Annotated in this window: 17 protein-coding genes and 1 tRNA gene; 10 read left to right on the top strand and 8 right to left on the bottom strand. The window is 68.7% G+C overall.

The genetic code is table 11. The annotated features are described in order from the left end of the window. The first annotated feature begins 46 nt into the window (after window positions 1-46). Window positions 47-739: a glutathione S-transferase N-terminal domain-containing protein gene (locus WG921_RS06740; RefSeq protein WP_340108436.1), complete on the top strand. Its 693-nt coding sequence runs from the start codon at window positions 47-49 to the stop codon at window positions 737-739. Between the two features lie 92 nt (window positions 740-831). Here the strand turns inward: WG921_RS06740 and WG921_RS06735 are convergent, their stop codons facing one another. Then, entirely contained in the window at window positions 832-1,593 is a 762-nt protein-coding gene (locus WG921_RS06735; protein WP_340108435.1) for a gamma-glutamyl-gamma-aminobutyrate hydrolase family protein, read from the bottom strand. A gap of 135 nt (window positions 1,594-1,728) precedes the next feature. On the opposite strand from WG921_RS06735, the gene WG921_RS06730 reads away from it, so the two are divergent. Further along, a tRNA-Leu gene (locus tag WG921_RS06730) sits at window positions 1,729-1,813 on the top strand. 107 nt (window positions 1,814-1,920) lie between these two features. Here WG921_RS06730 and WG921_RS06725 read toward each other — a convergent pair. Both WG921_RS06725 and WG921_RS06720 read right to left on the bottom strand, forming a co-directional pair. Continuing rightward, a complete protein-coding gene (locus tag WG921_RS06725; protein ID WP_340108434.1) occupies window positions 1,921-2,700 on the bottom strand; it encodes a TIGR02186 family protein in 780 nt (259 codons plus the stop codon). Continuing rightward, complete coding sequence (locus WG921_RS06720) at window positions 2,700-3,614, bottom strand: sulfite exporter TauE/SafE family protein (RefSeq protein WP_340108433.1); 915 nt, start codon at window positions 3,612-3,614, stop codon at window positions 2,700-2,702. Before WG921_RS06720 ends, WG921_RS06725 begins: the two co-directional genes overlap by 1 nt. Before the next feature lie 429 nt (window positions 3,615-4,043). Here WG921_RS06720 and WG921_RS06715 point away from each other — a divergent pair, with 429 nt between their 5' ends. The 5 genes from WG921_RS06715 to WG921_RS06695 are packed head-to-tail and all read left to right on the top strand — an operon-like array spanning window position 4,044 to window position 9,331. After that, entirely contained in the window at window positions 4,044-5,273 is a 1,230-nt protein-coding gene (locus tag WG921_RS06715) for a glycosyltransferase family protein (protein WP_413788562.1), read from the top strand. Beyond that, on the top strand, window positions 5,270-6,547 hold the full coding sequence (locus WG921_RS06710; RefSeq protein ID WP_340108431.1) for a glycosyltransferase: 1,278 nt from the start codon (window positions 5,270-5,272) through the stop codon (window positions 6,545-6,547). The genes WG921_RS06715 and WG921_RS06710 overlap by 4 nt, the downstream gene beginning before the upstream one ends. Continuing rightward, window positions 6,544-7,641, top strand: coding sequence for a glycosyltransferase family 4 protein (locus WG921_RS06705; RefSeq protein ID WP_340108430.1), 1,098 nt, complete (start codon window positions 6,544-6,546; stop codon window positions 7,639-7,641). Before WG921_RS06710 ends, WG921_RS06705 begins: the two co-directional genes overlap by 4 nt. After that, window positions 7,638-8,231 carry a histidine phosphatase family protein gene (locus tag WG921_RS06700; RefSeq protein ID WP_340108429.1) on the top strand — a complete coding sequence of 198 codons (594 nt, stop codon included), beginning with the start codon at window positions 7,638-7,640 and terminating at the stop codon, window positions 8,229-8,231. The genes WG921_RS06705 and WG921_RS06700 overlap by 4 nt, the downstream gene beginning before the upstream one ends. Beyond that, a complete protein-coding gene (locus WG921_RS06695; RefSeq protein WP_340108428.1) occupies window positions 8,228-9,331 on the top strand; it encodes a glycosyltransferase in 1,104 nt (367 codons plus the stop codon). The genes WG921_RS06700 and WG921_RS06695 overlap by 4 nt, the downstream gene beginning before the upstream one ends. Window positions 9,332-9,379: 48 nt before the next feature. Here the strand turns inward: WG921_RS06695 and gndA are convergent, their stop codons facing one another. Both gndA and WG921_RS06685 read right to left on the bottom strand, forming a co-directional pair. After that, window positions 9,380-10,795: an NADP-dependent phosphogluconate dehydrogenase gene (gene gndA / locus WG921_RS06690; protein WP_340108427.1), complete on the bottom strand. Its 1,416-nt coding sequence runs from the start codon at window positions 10,793-10,795 to the stop codon at window positions 9,380-9,382. 108 nt (window positions 10,796-10,903) lie between these two features. Further along, a complete protein-coding gene (locus WG921_RS06685; protein ID WP_340108426.1) occupies window positions 10,904-11,890 on the bottom strand; it encodes a polyprenyl synthetase family protein in 987 nt (328 codons plus the stop codon). Between the two features lie 14 nt (window positions 11,891-11,904). Here WG921_RS06685 and WG921_RS06680 point away from each other — a divergent pair, with 14 nt between their 5' ends. The 3 genes from WG921_RS06680 to WG921_RS06670 all read left to right on the top strand — a co-directional run bounded on the left by WG921_RS06680 (window position 11,905) and on the right by WG921_RS06670 (window position 13,277). Then, window positions 11,905-12,216 (top strand): putative signal transducing protein, encoded by a 312-nt coding sequence (locus tag WG921_RS06680; RefSeq protein WP_340108425.1) that lies wholly within the window; start codon window positions 11,905-11,907, stop codon window positions 12,214-12,216. Then, the gene (locus WG921_RS06675; protein ID WP_340108424.1) at window positions 12,213-12,983 is read left to right on the top strand and encodes a tRNA1(Val) (adenine(37)-N6)-methyltransferase; all 771 of its coding nucleotides are present in this window, start codon (window positions 12,213-12,215) and stop codon (window positions 12,981-12,983) included. The genes WG921_RS06680 and WG921_RS06675 overlap by 4 nt, the downstream gene beginning before the upstream one ends. Window positions 12,984-13,097: 114 nt before the next feature. Next, the gene (locus tag WG921_RS06670) at window positions 13,098-13,277 is read left to right on the top strand and encodes a YdcH family protein (RefSeq protein ID WP_340108423.1); all 180 of its coding nucleotides are present in this window, start codon (window positions 13,098-13,100) and stop codon (window positions 13,275-13,277) included. 153 nt (window positions 13,278-13,430) lie between these two features. Here WG921_RS06670 and WG921_RS06665 read toward each other — a convergent pair whose 3' ends face one another. The 3 genes from WG921_RS06665 to WG921_RS06655 form a co-directional block, all read right to left on the bottom strand. Continuing rightward, the gene (locus WG921_RS06665) at window positions 13,431-14,540 is read right to left on the bottom strand and encodes a hypothetical protein (protein WP_340108422.1); all 1,110 of its coding nucleotides are present in this window, start codon (window positions 14,538-14,540) and stop codon (window positions 13,431-13,433) included. 88 nt (window positions 14,541-14,628) lie between these two features. Then, window positions 14,629-15,777 (bottom strand): radical SAM family heme chaperone HemW, encoded by a 1,149-nt coding sequence (hemW, locus tag WG921_RS06660; RefSeq protein ID WP_340108421.1) that lies wholly within the window; start codon window positions 15,775-15,777, stop codon window positions 14,629-14,631. A gap of 77 nt (window positions 15,778-15,854) precedes the next feature. Then, a complete protein-coding gene (locus tag WG921_RS06655; RefSeq protein ID WP_340108420.1) occupies window positions 15,855-16,316 on the bottom strand; it encodes a PAS domain S-box protein in 462 nt (153 codons plus the stop codon). Between the last annotated feature and the right edge of the window lie 25 nt (window positions 16,317-16,341).

Raw genomic sequence — 16,341 nt, 5'->3', positions numbered from 1 at the left:
CCGCCAAAGCCGGTTACATGCAGGGGAGCGAAACAAGGAGACCCGCATGTCCGAACCCATCGCCCTCTACTACTGGCCCACCCCGAACGGCTGGAAAATCAGCATTCTTCTCGAAGAACTGAACCTTCCTTACGAGACGCATTACATCAATATCGGGAAAGGCGAGCAGTTCGCTCCCGAATTTCTCGCCATCGCGCCGAACAACCGGATGCCCGCCATCGTCGATCCGGACGGGCCGGACGGAAAGCCGGTTTCGATCTTCGAAAGCGCGGCGATCATGATGTATCTCGCGCGCAAGCATGGCGCCTTCTATGGCGAGACGGAACGCGAGCGGATCGAAATCGAACAATGGCTGATGTGGCAAATGGGCGGAGTCGGCCCGATGGCGGGTCAGGCGCATCACTTCCTCAACTACGCGCCGGAGCGGATTCCCTACGCGATGGACCGGTATCGGAACGAGGTGAACCGGCTCTACGGCGTTCTGAACAAGCGTCTCGCAGACCGGGATTACGTCGCGGGCCCCTATTCCATCGCCGACATGGCGATCTGGCCCTGGGCGAGCCTCTGGGAAAAGCAGGAGCAGGATATCTCCAACTTCCCGCACATGCAGGCGTGGCTCGACCGGGTCGGCGCGCGCGAGGCGGTGAAGATCGGCCGCGCCCACGGCGAAGAGAAACGCGGCAACATCGCCGATGACGAAGAAGCGAAAAAAGTGCTCTTCGGCCAGAAGGCGCGCTGAAGTCGGGGCGGCCGCCCTGCGGGACGGCGCGGAATCGAAGATGCGGCCGGGCGACCTGGCCGCATCCTATCCGCCGGGCGCCCGCGGCCGCATCAGGCGGCGCGGTTGGTTCGCCAGTTCCGCGCCGCCTCTCCGAACGCGCCGAAAAGCGCGCGCGAGACCGGATCGACATGCGCATCGTATTCGGCGTGCCACTGGACCCCGATGACGAGCCCCCGCGCGCCCGGCACGCTGATCGCCTCGATCACGCCGTCCTCTGACACCCCCTCGACTTCGACCCCTTCGCCCGTGGTGACGCACGCCTGTCCGTGAAGCGAGTTGGTCACGATCTCGCTCTCGCCGATCGTTCTTGCGAACCAGCCGCCCGCTTTCAACGTCACCTTGTGCCGCTTGCGAAACACCACTTCGGGGTCGGTCTCTCCCGGCGGCATCCGATGATTCATCTTGCCCGGCAGATCGCGAATCTCCGGATGCAACGTGCCGCCGAGGGCGACGTTGATCTCCTGAATTCCGCGGCAGACGCCGAATACCGGCATGCCGATCTCGATCGCGGCGCGAATCAGCGGCAGCGTCACACGGTCGCGCCCCTCGTCATACGGCTCATGAGCGGGCGAAGGCTCGCAGCCATAGCAGGACGGATGCACGTTCGGCCGCCCCCCGGTGAGGAAAAGCCCGTCGATGGCGCCGAGAATCTCCTGCAGCGCAAGATGATCGGGCATGCCGGGAATGATCAGCGGCAATCCTCCCGCCGCCTGCGCGACGGCGGCGATGTTGCGCTCCCCCGACGCCTGCACCTGATATGCGTTGTTGACGATCTGAGAGCCACCCGAAACGCCGATAATCGGTCGCGCCATCCTCTGAGTCTCCATGTAATCGCGCAGAAAATGCACCATAGACGCGCCGGTGGCAAATTTGCGGACTTTCAACAAGAAATATAGGCGCATATCGTGCGGACCGCATCCCGCCCCGCGCGGCTGGCGCGGGATGTGGCGGGCGTGATGGAATGGTAGACATACCGGACTTAAAATCCGGAGGCCTTGCGCCGTGCGGGTTCGAGTCCCGCCGCCCGCACCAAGGACCGCGCGCCGGACTCCGGGCGAAGCGGTCGCCGGCGTCGGAAACGGCGGTGGAAGCGACGAGCCGAGGGCGCCGCCCTCCGCGCGCCGAAGCCCGCGTCACGCTCAACGGCGCAGCAGACGGAACGCCTCCGACGCGCCCCAGCCCGCGATGAGCGCGACCAGGATCGACAAGAGGCCATAGAGCAGCGACTGCTCGTGCGCCAGCTCGTAGATCCAGCGCTCGAACCCGACCTTGCGCACCTCGATCGTCGTGGAAAACGTGTCCAGAACCGCGCCTTCGCGCAAAAGATACACGCGCGCCTGATAATCGCCTTCGACAATGTTCGAGGGCAACTCGAAATGGCTCTGAAACAGGGTCCGTTCGGTCAGCTCGACATCGCCGATATTCTCGAAATAGACGCCAGCCGCGCGATTGATGCGAATGATCGCCTCGCGGAACTCGTCCGGCTCCGCGACCTTGCCCGCCGCGCCGACCAGGCGCACGGCCTGCTCGATGCTGATCCGATAGCGGAGATCCTCCGTATGCGAGAGAATGCTCTCCAGCGGGCCGGTCGTGGCGATCGCGTAAAAGCTGGGCGCGTCGTTGACGTTCACGCTCTCGGTGTTGATCCAGAGTCCGAATGTGCGGTTTTTCTTGTGGAGCGTCGTGTTCGTTTTCGGGCCGGTGACGGCGATGATGATGTTGAGCGCGTCATCGGTCGCGTCCGGCAGCCGATCGCGGGCGATGGCGCCGAAGACGAAGATTTCGGAGCCGGTGAAATCGGCGGTGATGCCGACCGCGTTCTGGCTGAGCGCGGCGATCACCCGCTCGCTCGGCCCGGCCGCGAGGGTCGGGGCGGCGGCGGCGATGAGCCAGACGGCGCAGACCAGAAGCCATTTCATCACCGGGCCACCTCGCCGAACGAGAAAAGCTCAGACGGCTGAACGACCAGATCGAAACCGAGCTTGATGCTCACGGCCAACACCATGAGCGCCAGGAAAATACGCAAATGCTCGCCCTTCATCCGAACCCCGATCCGGGCGCCGACCTGCGCGCCGACGACGCCGCCGAGAAGAAGAAGCACCGCGAGCGGCGCGTCGACCGTCTGGTTCTGGACCGCATGCAGCACGGTCGTGAGGCCGGTGACGAAGATGATCTGGAAAAGCGAAGTGCCGACGACCACCGCGGTCGGCATGCCCAGCAGATAGATCATCGCCGGGACCATGATGAATCCGCCGCCGACCCCCATGATCGCCGCCAGAACACCGACCGAGACGCCGATCAGGAACGGCGGAATCGCGGAGATATAGAGCTTCGAGGCCCGAAACCGCATCTTCAGCGGCAGCCCGTGGATCCAGCGGTGATGCCGGCGCAGCGACCGCGGCGCGCCGGACGCGGAGCGGCGAAACGTGTTCACGCTTTCGATCAGCATCAGCGCGCCGATGATCCCGAGAAAGACGACGTAGCAGAGCGAAACCAGAAGCTCGACCTGGCCGATCTCCCTCAGCAACATGAAGATCTCGACGCCGATAACCGAGCCGAGCGCGCCGCCCACCGTCAGGATCAGCCCCATCTTGATGTCCACGGTGCCGCGGCGCAAATGCGCGAGCACCCCGGAGAAAGACGCCGCGACGATCTGGTTCGCGCCGGTGGCGACCGCCACCGCGGGGGAGATTCCGATAAAGATCAGGAGCGGCGTGATGAGAAAGCCGCCGCCGACGCCAAAAATCCCCGAAAGCACGCCAATCACCCCGCCGAGCCCCAAAAGGAGAAAGGCGTTGACCGAAACTTCGGCGATGGGGAGGTAGATCTGCATGTCGACCCCTCGCGTGGCGTGGCTGGGTTCTACCCTTCAACCATTCGAAATCCATAGCGCCAGATGCGACAAATCGGAGCGATTTGGCCCGAAATCGATTTTCGGGCGACAAATCCGCCGCCGATGGTCGCACCAACCCGAATCTTGTAGATGTTACCGTGTGATAGGTTAACGCTCTTTCACGGCGAGGAGAAGAAGAAGCGCAGGAGGAACGCGGGTTTCTTCAGGCGCCCGGCGGGCCGCGGATCCGCGCTCCACCCCCGCGCGGCGGCGGCGGCGGCTCGCCCGGCTTCACCGCGGAGCTGGGCGCAAAGATTTAAAACAGCGTTCACGGCAGGTCGCTCCGGGCTGGCGTTTCGCGCCATCGGCTTGTACAGCTTGCGAGGAAGCGGCGAAGCCGCCCATTCCCGACGCGGGGAGAGCAGAGGGATGACTCATTTCGCCGGGCGCGGCGCAGGCCGGATCAGAGGCGCGGACCGCGGCCGTCGGGTTGTGCTATACAGTCATGACACATTTGGACTCGGGCATCTGCGCCGGTCGCGAACCATTGCGCAGGCTCTGGCCGCCGACGATCCGTCGCTCTCGGCGCTGATCACCACGGGCTCGCCGATTGTCGGGCGATTCGACTTCGCCGACCGGGTCGATCATGTGCGGCTGCCGGGCGTGGTGAAAATGCCGGACGGCACCTACGCGTCCCACAATCTCGGGCTGGACATCGAGGACACGGTCAACCTCCGAGCCGCCATTCTCTCCGCCACCGAAGAAAGTTTCGATCCCGACCTCCTGATCATCGACAAGGAGCCATGGGGATTCCGGAACGAGCTCACCGCGACGCTGGAGACCGCGAAGGCGCGCGGCGCGCGGCTGGTGCTCGGTTTGCGCGACGTGCTGGACGAGCCGGAGACGCTGCGCCGCGAATGGGAGCGCAAGGACGCGTTCACGGCCATCGAGACCTATTACGACGAAATCTGGATCTATGGCCTGCCAGAGATCTGCGAGCCGCTGGCCGGCCTGCCGATATCCGACAGAATGATGCGGACGGTCCGCTACACCGGCTATCTGCGGCGCGACACCCCGGACTGGCCGGATGTCGGCCCGCCGCCGCCGCCCGTGCCTTATGTGCTGGTGACCACCGGCGGCGGCGGCGACGGCGAGGCGCTGATCGACTGGGCGCTCTCCGCCTATGAGGCCGATCCGGGCATTCCGCTGCACGGCGTTCTCGTCTACGGCCCGTTCATGAACACGGAGAAACGCGCCGATTTCGACCGCCGGGTCGCGGCCCTGGCGGGGCGGGTCACCGCCTTCAGCTTCGACCCCCGGCTGGAGCGGCTTCTGGCGGACGCCACCGGCGTCGTCGCCATGGGCGGCTACAACACGTTCTGCGAGATCCTGAGCCTCGACAAGCCCGCCATCATCGCGCCGCGGGTGCGGCCCCGGCTCGAGCAATACATACGGACCGAAGCGGCGGAGCGCCTCGGCCTGTTGCGGATGCTGCATCGCCCCCGCGATGGCGACACGCCGGACGTCATGGCGCAGGCGATCCGCAGCCTCGTCGATCAGCCGCCGCCGTCCCGAAACCCGATCCGCGGCCTGCTGGGCGGGCTCGACACGATTACGGCCAGCGCCGCCACGACCTGGGCGACCAGAGCCGCGGGATGACGGCGAGAGAAGCTGAATCCGCGCCGCGGCTGGCCGTGGCGCTGAAGGGGTATCCACGGCTATCCGAGACGTTCATCGCGCAGGAGTTGAAGGCGCTGGAGGAGCGCGGCTTCGCATTCGACATCTGGTCGCTTCGCCACCCCTATGACGACAAGACCCACCCGATCCACGACGCGATCCGCGCGCGGGCGCGCTATCTTCCGGAATACCTGCATCAGGAGCCGCTCCGCGTTCTGCGCGGCTGGCGCGCCGCCCGGCGGATGCCCGGCTACGCCGCCGCGCGCAGGGTCTGGCTCCACGACCTCGCGCGGGATCGGACGCGAAACCGGATCCGGCGCTGGGGGCAGGCGCTGACGCTGGCCGCGGAACTGGCTCCGGAGACCGATTTCATCTATGCGCATTTCCTTCACACTCCGGCCTCCGTCGCGCGCTACGCGGCGATGATCCGCGGCGTCGCCTGGGGCTTCTCGGCGCATGCGAAGGACATCTGGACGATTCCTGACTGGGAGAAACGCGAGAAGCTCGCCGATTGCCGCTTTGGCGTCACATGCACCGGTACCGGCGCGCGCCATCTGAACGGGCTCGCGCCGCGCGAGGACACGGTCTCGCTGATCTATCATGGGCTCGACCTCTCCCGCTTTCCGCCGCCGCCGGAGCGCCGGCCCGAACGCGACGGACGGACCCCCGGCGCCCCGATCGTTCTTCTCTCCGTCGGCCGCCTGGTCGCGAAGAAGGGCTATGACGACCTTCTCGCCGCGCTGGCCGCGCTGCCGGCCGCGATCCACTGGCGCTTCGTCCATATCGGCGGCGGCCCGCTGAAAGAGGCCATGGTCTCCGCCGCCGAGCGGCTCGGGATCGCGGACCGGATCGACTGGCGCGGGAAACGTGATCAGACCGAGGTGATCTCCGCGCTCAGGGAGGCGGATATCTTCATCCTGCCGTCGAAAATCGCCGGCGACGGCGACCGGGACGGCCTGCCCAACGTTCTGATGGAGGCCGCGAGCCAGCGGCTGCCGATCCTCTCCACCGCCGTTTCCGCAATCCCGGAGTTCATCGAAGATGGCGTTCATGGCCGGCTCGCCCCGCCCGGCGCGCCAGAGGCGCTCGCCGCCGCCATGATCGACATGATCGGCAAAGCCGGGAACCGGGCGTCCCTCGCGCGCTCAGCCTATGATAGACTGAAACGAGATTTTGGCATGGAGGAGGGGATCGACGTGCTGGAGAGCCTCATCGGCGCCGCGCTGAACGACGCGGCGAAGGCGCGCGCCCGATGACTGCGCCCGCCCACCGCAGAATCGCGTTCTACGCGCCGATGAAAGCCCCGGATCACCCCAACCCTTCGGGCGACCGGCGGGTCGCGCGGCTGCTGATGCGCGCGCTCGACCGCGCGGGCTGGGAGACGAAGCTCGCCTCCCGCCTTCGCACCCATCAGAGCGTCGGGAACCCCGTCGCGCAGGATATGCTGTTCCAGGAGGCGGAGCGGGTCGCCGACAAGCTGCTGAACGATTACGCCGCCGGCGCGCCGCCGGCGATCTGGTTCACCTATCACTGCTATTACAAGGCGCCGGACCTGATCGGCCCGACGGTCGCGCGCGCGCTCTCGATCCCCTATGTCGTCGCCGAGGGCTACCGCGCGCGAAAGCGCCTCGACGGGCCTTACGCGCGGTTCGCGCACGCGTCGGAGCGCGCGCTGGACCAGGCGCGGCTCATCTTTCACCTGCAGGCGCGGGGGCTGGACGCGCTGGAGCGCGATCGGCCGGAGGGTCAGAAGCTGATCCCCCTGCCGCCGTTCACCGCGCTTGGCGCGGAGCCGGCGGCGCGCGCCCCGAACGAAGGGCGGCTCAATCTCCTGACCGTCGCGATGATGCGCCCGGGCGACAAGCTCGCGTCCTATCGCGCGCTCGCGAGCGCGCTCTCGGCGCTGACGCTCGACTGGCGGCTCACGGTGATCGGCGACGGGGCCGCGCGGCCCGAAGTCGAGGCCGCCTTCGCCGCCCTCCGCCCGAGGGTCGTCTTCCGCGGCCAGATCAACGATCGGGACGCGCTCCGGAGCGCCTATGAAACCGCGGACCTCTTTCTCTGGCCCGGCGTGAACGAGGCGTTCGGCATGGCCTATCTCGAAGCGCAGTCCGCGGGCGTCGCCTGCGTCGCCGAGGATCGCATCGGCGTTCGGGACGTGATCGGCCCGTCCGGCCGCCTGACCGCGCCCGGCGACCCCGCCGCCTTCGCCGCCGCCATCGCCGCGCTGGCGGAGGATCGCGGCGCGCTGGCGGCGGCAGGGCGCGCGGCGCGGGCGCACGTCAAGGCGCGCCACGGCGTCAGCGCAGCGGCGGCGCGCCTGAATGTGGCGCTGGAGGCCCTGTCATGAGCGTGCTCATCGGCCTCACGCGCCATTTCGAGACCGACTGGAACGCCGCGGGCCGCATGCAGGGGCGAACCGACCGACCGCTGACGCCGGCCGCCCGCGAGAGAGCCCGCGCGCTCCGGATTCCCGCTCCCTGGGCCGACGCGCGCCTGATCGCGACGCCGCTCGCCCGCGCGAAGGAGACCGCGCGGCTTCTGGCCGACCGCGCCCCGGAGATCGAACCCGACCTGATCGAACTGTCATGGGGCGCATGGGAGGGGCGGCGCGGCGTCGACCTGATCCATGAGCCCGCCTCCGGTTTCGCCCATGTCGAGACCTGGGGCTGGGAGAAACATCCGCCCGGCGGCGAAAGTCCCGCCGACGCCTGGGCGCGAATCGCGCCTGCGCTCCGGCGCGTCGCCGCAGCCGGCCGGCCGGCGCTGATGGTCCTTCATCGGGGCGTGATGCGGGTGATCCTGGCCAAGGCCTGGGACTGGCATTTCGACCGTCCCGAACCGTTCCGGATCAAACGGGAGCGCATCTACCCCATAGAGATCGACGCCGACGGCGCGCCCGTCGCCCATGGCCCGGAGGAAAGGCTGACGCCGCGATGAGGGTGATGCTCGTCGTCACCGGCTTGATGGGCTCCGGCCATCTCACGCGGACGCTGCTGATCGCGAAGGCGCTGAAGGCGGCGGGGGCGGCGCCGCTCCTCGTCTCCGGCGGCCGCGCGATCGGCCATCTCGACACCGGCGGCGTCGACCTGGCGCAGCTCCCTCCCGTCTGGATCCGGGGCGTCGATTACAGCCGGCTCTTCACCCCGGACGGGCCGGCCACGGCGGCGTATCTCACCGACCGGGCGGCGCGGCTGACCGCCCTGTTCGACGACGCCGCGCCGGGCGCGCTGGTGACCGAGCTTTTCCCGTTCGGGCGCCGCGCGCTCCGGGAGGAGTTCACCGCGCTGCTCGCTCACGCGAAAGGGCGCGCGCGGATTCTGGCCTCGGTCCGCGACGTGCTCGAGCCGAAGCGCAAACCCGGCAGGGCGGAGGAGACTGCGGCGCATCTCACCCGGTTCTACGATCAGGTTCTGGTTCACGGCGACCCCGCGTTGATCCCCTTCGCCGCGACCTGGCCGCGCGCGGCCGCGTTCGGCGGCATGATCCGGCATACCGGCTATGTCGCGGCGCCGCCGCCCGCGCCGGATGTCGCGGGGCGAGGCGAAGTGCTCGTCTCGGTCGGCGGCGGGGGCGTCGGGCGCGGGCTCCTGGAGATGGCGATCGGCGCCGCCCGGTTGGGGCGGCGGCGCTGGCGGCTTCGCGTCGGCGGCGCGGACGCGGAGGCGGAGGCGATCCGGCTCGGACGGCTCGGACGGGGCGCGCCGGTGATCGTCGAGCCGGCGACGGCGGATTATCGCGCCCGGCTCGCCGCCGCGGCCTGCTCGGTCAGCCTTTTCGGCTACAACACCGCGACCGATCTTCTCGCCGCCGGCACGCCCGCGGTGATCCTCCCGATGAGCGAGGGTGAGGAGAGAGAGCAGCAAATCCGCGCCGCCGCCTTCGCCGGACTTCCCGGCTTTCACAGACCCGCGGGGCCGGGGCCCGACGCGCTCGCCGCCGCCGTCGAAGCCGCCATCGGCGCGCCCGGCCCGCCCCCTGGTCTCGCGGATCTCTCCGGCGCGGAGACGGCGGCGCGGCTTATTCTCGGGCGGGCCTGACGGCGCCCCCCTGAGGGCAGGAGGTCCGCGCCTCCGGTCGCCGCGCGCCTACGCCCAGGGCCCGTGGAAATGGACGCCTCTGCGGTCCAGCCGCTCGAACCCATGCCGGCCGAAGAAATCCCGCTGGAGCTGGATCAGGTTCGCGGTTCCGCGCCCGGTTCGGATCTGGTCGAAATACGCAAGCGACGAGCCGAGCGCCGGCGCCGGCAACCCGTGCGCCGCCGCCGCCGAGACCACGCGGCGAAGCCCGCCCTCCGCGGTTTTCATGACCGCCGCCAGCGCCGGCGCGCCGATCAGATTAGTCTCCGGCGAGGCGTCCAGCGCGCCGGCGATGTCATCGAGCAGAACCGAGCGGATGATGCATCCCGCCCGCCAGACCCGGGCGATGGCGGCGAGGTCCAGCGCCCACCCGTATTCCGCCGAAGCCGCGCGGAACACCTCGAACCCCTGCGCATAGGCGACGATCCGCCCGGCCAGAAGCGCGTCGTGGAGCGCCGCCGCGGCCGCCTCCGGGTCGCCGAGCGCATCGCCGAGCGGCTTCGGAGCGGCGCCGAAAAGCGCCTCCATCCGCAAGCGCTCGGTCTTGCGCGCCGAGAGGTTGCGCGCGCCCACCGCCGCCTCGATCGCCGGGGCCGGCGACGCAAGGTGCAAGGCCTCGAGCGCGGCCCAGCCGCCGGTGCCCTTCTGCCCGGCGCGGTCCTGCACGATATCGATCAGCGGGCCGCCGCTCCGCGCGTCGCCGGTCGCCAGAACCTCGGCGGTGATATCGACGAGATAGGAGCCAAGCGGCCCCGCCCGCCACTTCTCGAACACAGCCGCGATCGCCGCCGCATCCATGCCCAGCCCATCGCGCATCACGCCATAGGTCTCGGCGATCATCTGCATGTCGGCGTATTCGACGCCGTTATGGATCGTCTTGATGAAATGGCCCGCGCCGTCCGGGCCGAACCAGGCGCAACACGGCTCGTCGCCGAAACGCGCCGATATCGCCGTCAACACCGGCTCGACTCTCCCCCAGAGGGCGGGTGAGCCGCCGGCCATGATCGACGGGCCGCGCCGCGCGCCCTCCGCGCCGCCGGAGACGCCGAGGCCGAGAAAGGCGAATCCCTCCGCCTCCAGCTCCCGCGCCCGCCGGCGCGTGTCGTGAAAATTGGCGTTGCCGGCGTCGATCAGCAGATCGCCCGGCTCCAGCAGCGGGCGCCACTCGGCGATGATGGCATCGACCGGCCGGCCGGCCGGCACCAGAAGGATGATCGGGCGCGGCGGGCGGATCGCGGCGATAAGCGCCTCCGGCGTCTCCGCGATCTCGATCGCGCCTTTCATCCCCGCCGACTGGTCCGCGGCGGCCTGCATCCGATCATAGTCGCGGTCATGCGCCGCGACGCGAAATCCGTTCTCCGCCATATTCAGCGCAAGCGCCGACCCCATGACCCCGACGCCGATCAGGCCGATATCCGCATTCATCCGTCATCCCCCTCGTTCTCCGCGCACTCTGCCGCGCAAATCGCCGGGTTGCAAAGGATGGAAAATGGGCTCGTCACGTCTGAGCGCGGCTGAACGTCGCCCCGGCCCTCAGCGGGCCCGGGCGGTGACGAACTCCACGACGTCGGCCAGCCCGCGTTTCACGTCGCCGTCGGCGAATTGGTCGAGCGAGCGAACGGCTTTCTCCCCCCATTCGGCGGCCCGCGCGCGGGTTCGTCCGAGCCCGTCATGCGCCGCGATCAGCGAAAGCGCCTCGGCGAGATCGCCCTCTTTCTGCTCGTGATCGCCGATCACGCGCTCCCAGAACGCCCGCTCCGCCGCGTCGCCCTGCCGATACGCGATCAGAACCGGCAATGTCGCCTTGCCGTCGCGGAAATCGTCGCCGACATTCTTGCCCATCGCCGCGGCGGCGCCGTCATAGTCGAGGCAGTCGTCGATCAGCTGGAACGCCACGCCCAGCGCGTCGCCATAGCTCCGCAGCGCGGCGATCTCCGCCTCGTCCGCCGCCGCCACCACGGCGCCGACCTCCGCCGCCGCCGCGAAAAGCGCCGCCGTCTTGCCGCGAATCACCTGAAAATACCGTTCTTCGCCGCCGGAGAGGTCATGCTGCGCGGTGAGCTGAAGCACCTCGCCCTCCGCGATCACCGCCGACGCCCCCGCAAGGATGTCGAGCACCCGGAGGCTCCCCGTCTCCACCATCAGCCGGAACGAACGCGCGAAAAGATAATCGCCGACGAGCACGCTCTGCTGATTGCCGAACAGGATGTTCGCCGTCGGCCGGCCGCGCCGCTTCGCGCTCTCGTCGACCACGTCGTCATGAAGCAATGTCGCGGTGTGGATGAACTCCACCGCCGCCGCGAGCCGGATCTGATGTTCGCCCTCATAACCGCAGAGCTTCGCCGCCGCGAGCGTGAGAACCGGGCGCAGCCGCTTGCCGCCGGCCTCGATCAGATGCGCCGAGAGTTCCGGGATCCGCGGCGCATGCTCCGACCTCATCCGCTCCCGGATGGTCTGGTTCACCGCCTCCAGTTCTGGCGCGACCAGGGAGGCGAGACGGCTGAACGCATCTTCAGTCACATTCGAATTCGCATTTGCGTTTGCATCTGGTCGGAGCAAAGGTCACCTTGTCGCGTCGGCGGTCTCGATACGGATCGCGCAGCGCCCCTAAAATCGCCGGAGCCATGGAAGAACTGCTAAAAACCAACGACCCCACGGTCATCAGTTTCGCCACAGCCCTCCTGCGGGCGGAGGATATAGACTGCTTCGTGTTCGACGTCCACACGAGCATCATCGAAGGTTCGCTCGGCATTTTGCCGCGCCGGCTGATGGTGATGCGCCGCAATCTCTTCATGGCGCGTGCGATCCTGCGCGACAACGGGATCGCGCTCAGCGAACCCGCGTGACGGAGCCGGCCCCGCTTCAGGACCCGGATCTCACTGAGGACGCCTTTCTCGGAGGCCGGCTGCGCCTGCTTCAGCCCCGCGCCGGCTATCGCGCGGCGACGGACCCGGTGTTGCTCGCCGCGGCGACCGCGCCGGCGCCGGGAGCGCGGGTTCTCGACGCGGGGTGCGGCGTCGGGGCGGCGTTGCTGTGTCTCGCGGCCCGGGTTCCCGGGCTCGAGGCGCACGGCCTGGAGCTGCAGAAGCCCTATGCGGATCTCGCCCGGCTGAACGCCGCGCGAAACGGCGTCGACGCGACGATATGGGACGGCGACATCTTCCATCCGCCCGCCGCCCTCCGCCAGATCGGCTTCGATCTCGTGCTGACCAACCCGCCCTATTTCGACATCACCGGCGCCGGCTCCCCGGATCCGGGCCGCGACGCCGCCCGGCGCGTGGCGGAGGGACGGGGGGCCGCCGCCTGGACGGCCGCCGCCTTCGCCCGCGTCCGCTCCGGCGGCCGGTTCGCGATGATCCACCTCGCCGCGAGCCTTCCCGCGATCCTCTCGGGGCTCCGCGGCGCCGGCGATATCGCGGTTCTTCCGCTTCAGGCCCGCGTCGGGAAAAGCGCCAAGCGGGTGATCGTCACCGCCTGCAAGGGCGCGCGCGCGCCGTTCCGCCTCGCGCCGCCGCTGGTTCTTCACGCGGGATCCGCGCATGTCGCCGACACCGACGATTTCGGCCCGGAGGCCGACGCGGTCCTCCGGCGGGGGCAGGCTCTCAAATTCTGATCGCGCGGATTTGAGGCCCCCGCGACAGTGACAAAGCGTTGCAACTAACCCGTGACAGCCCCATTTTTCAGTGTACTCTCTGATTGTTCAGAACGTACTCAATGGAGGTGCCGTATGAGCCTGTCGTCCCATTTGGCCGAACTCAGGAGAAAGCACGCCAATCTTGAACAGAAAATCGAGATGGAGATGCGAAGTCCCGCCGCCGACGAGCTTCAGATCTCCAAACTCAAACGAGAAAAACTTCGGCTGAAGGACGAGATTTCCCGGCTCGGCGAGGCCGAAACGATCCACTGAGCGCATCAAGCCGCTCAGCGGAGCGCGTCCGGGCCGACGTTCGGGCGCGCTTGCGGTCGCTGCAGGCGAAGGCGGCCGCGGGCGGAGACGATCGGGCGACGCCGCTTCGCCCGCCGCCGGCCCACACCGCGGACGCCGCGGAGCCGCCCGGCGTCACTTTTTCTCGACCCGCGCCTCCGCCTGGCGAAGGATGGAAGGGACGAGAACCTCCGAGAATCCCGCGACGAAGCTCCAGAGCATCAGAAGCGACAGATCGCGATTCGGCGACAGCCCCCCGATGGATGTGAAAAGCGCGGTCGTCTGCATCGAGACCTCGAACCCGACCTCAGGCAGATTGGGCGTCAGCGCGCCCTGCCCCAGAAAATCCGTGTCGAACACGAAATAGAGAATCATCGCCGCGCCGACGCCGACGCCGAGCCGGAAAAACAGCATCGAAAACCGCGCGTTGGTCCGCATGTTCTCCAGGGTGCTGATCTCGACCCGCTTCTTCGTCTGCGCCATCATCGAAAACGCCGCGCCGAACAGGCCCGCCGTAAGCGCGACATAGAAGCTGGAGAACGCGCGCATTCCGCCGGGCGGCGGCGGCGCGGGCGGGCCGATTCCGGTCTGCGCGGTGAGAAAGGCCGAGACGACATGCGCCTGCGCCATCCACGCGAGCGTCATGATGAGCAGGATCAGACACAGCGTCGCGGCGCCGAATATCAGGCTGACCCGCGCCGTATATGCGGCGACGTATTCGCGCAGAAGGTGACGCTTGCGAAACCGGTCCTGCACGTCGAGCATGAGCCGGAAAAGCGTGGCGCGGAGCGCGGCCTCGTCGTTGTCGTTCGCCTCGATCAGCGCGGCGTATTCCGCCGCGCCAGGCAGTTGAAGCGCCTGCGCGTCGAACAGCTGGCGTTTCGCCTCCACCCGCATCGTCGCCAGATCCCAGAGCCCGAGCGCCAGCAGTTCGATCTCGTTCACCAGGCGCCATTCGCCCCAATGCGGCGACGATTCCGCTTTCGCGCGGAGCGTCGCGATCCGCGCTTCGATCATCGCCCGGTCGAGCGCGCCGCCGGAATTGGGCTGGATCAGCTGCGCAACCCTCAGCCCGGTCAACTTCTGGCGGAACATCACCCGCGATGTGCTGGGCAAGGAGAGCGACAGCCAGCTCCAGATCCTGATGACGAGGCGGAGGGCGCGGGCTTCGCGCATCTGAACGCCGGCCGGTTTGCGCTCCTCGGCCGGAGGGGCGGTCGGCTCTGACGGACGCATCTCGTTCATCGCTCAAGCCCCGCTCTCTATCTTGGCGGGAACACTATCACAAAGCGCGCCCGCCGCAGAGTCCGCAGGCGCCGGCCCGTTCAGCAGGTCAGACGAGCAACGCCGCCAGAAGCGCGTTCAGGACCGGGCGCCCCGTCGGCGTCGCCGCGATGCGCCGCCCGCTCCGGCGGATCAGCCCTTCCGCCGCCAGCGCGTCGAGCCGCGCCTCGGGCAACGCCGCGCCGGCGAGCCGGGCGTAGCGGTCGAGATCCATCCCCTCGACGAGGCGCATCGACATCAGCGCGTATTCGTCGGCCTCCGCGCCGTCCGGCAAGGGGTCCGGCGCGACCGGCGCGCCCGCCAGCCACGTCGCCGGGTCGCGCGGCGTCTCCGTCGCCATGCGCCGCCCGTCCAGCGTCAGGCGGCCATGCGCGCCAGGGCCGATCCCGGCGTAATCGCCATAGCGCCAATAGATCAGATTGTGCCGGCTTTCCGCGCCGGGGCGGGCGTGGTTGGAAATCTCATAGGCCGGCAGACCGGCGGCGGCGGAGACGGTTTGCGTCGCGTCGTACATGTCCGCCGCGCGCTCATCCACCGGCAGGCCGCGAAGCCGGCCCCGCGCGTGAAGCTCGCCGAACCGCGTCCCCGCCTCGATGGTCAGCTGGTAGAGCGAGAGGTGATCCACCGCCATCGCCAGCGCATCGGCCAACTCCGCCGCCCATGCCTGAGGCGTCTGATCCTGCCGGGCGTAGATCAGATCGAAGCTGACGCGGGTGAAGGCCGCCCGCGCGATATCGAAGGCCGCCCGCGCCTCGGCGGCGCTGTGCATCCGGCCGAGCCGCTTCAGATCCGCGTCGTTGAGCGCCTGCACGCCCATCGAAATCCGGTTCACCCCCGCGGCCGCGTAAGCGCGGAACCGCGCCGCCTCGACCGACGTCGGGTTCGCCTCCAGAGAGATTTCCGCATCCGGCGCAAGGCCCCAGAGCCGGTCCGCCGCCTCGATCAGCGCGCCGACGGTCTCCGCCGGCATCAGGCTCGGCGTACCGCCGCCGAAAAACACCGTATCGGCCCGGCGCGGCCCGGTCAGCGCGCGCATCGCCTCCATCTCGCGCAGGAGCGCGGCGCGCCAGCGCGGCTGATCGACCTCGCGGGAGACATGGGAGTTGAAATCGCAGTAGGGGCATTTGGCGAGACAGAAGGGCCAGTGGATATAGATCCCGAACCCGGCCGCCCGCCAATCTTCATCCTGAGCGCTCATCGACGCCGCCTAGCACAGGCCGGACAGGGGAGCCAGAGAGCCGCGCGCGGCCGGGCCCCGCCGACCGGGATCGGCGCTCACCCCCTCGCGGCCTTCCGCGCCGCGGCGAGTTCTTTTCTCAACCGCTTGCGCTCCTCGAAATCCGCGGTGACGTCGCGCATGACCGCGGCGATCCCGGTCATGCCGCCATCCGCGCCGACGAGCGGCAGGATGGAGAACTGCACGGAGATCCGCGCGCCATCCTTGCGCAGCGCCGGAACCGCGAGGAGATCGCCGGCGCCATAGCGCGTCTCGCCGGTCTTCATCGTCTGCTCATAGCCGGAGTTGTGCCGCGCGCGAAGATTTTCGGGAATGATGATGTCGAGCGGCCGGCCAAGCGCCTCCGCAGCCGGGAACCCGAAGATGCGCTCGGCGCCCGCGTTCCAGAAGCGGATCACGCCCTCGACATCCGCAACGACAAGAGCGTCGGGCAACCCTTCCAGCAGTTGCCCGGCGAGGGATGAGGCGGCGAGCGCCGCATGTCCGCCACGATCGTCCATCTCCCGACTCCCCCACGCCATCGCC

Origin of the sequence: Paludibacillus litoralis (genome assembly GCF_037646705.1) — a bacterium.
In the GTDB taxonomy this organism is placed as follows: Bacteria; Pseudomonadota; Alphaproteobacteria; order Rhodobacterales; family Rhodobacteraceae; genus Pikeienuella; species Pikeienuella litoralis.
The sequence above is the reverse complement of the archived record's forward strand: the minus strand, read 5'-3'. Positions and strand labels throughout refer to the sequence as shown.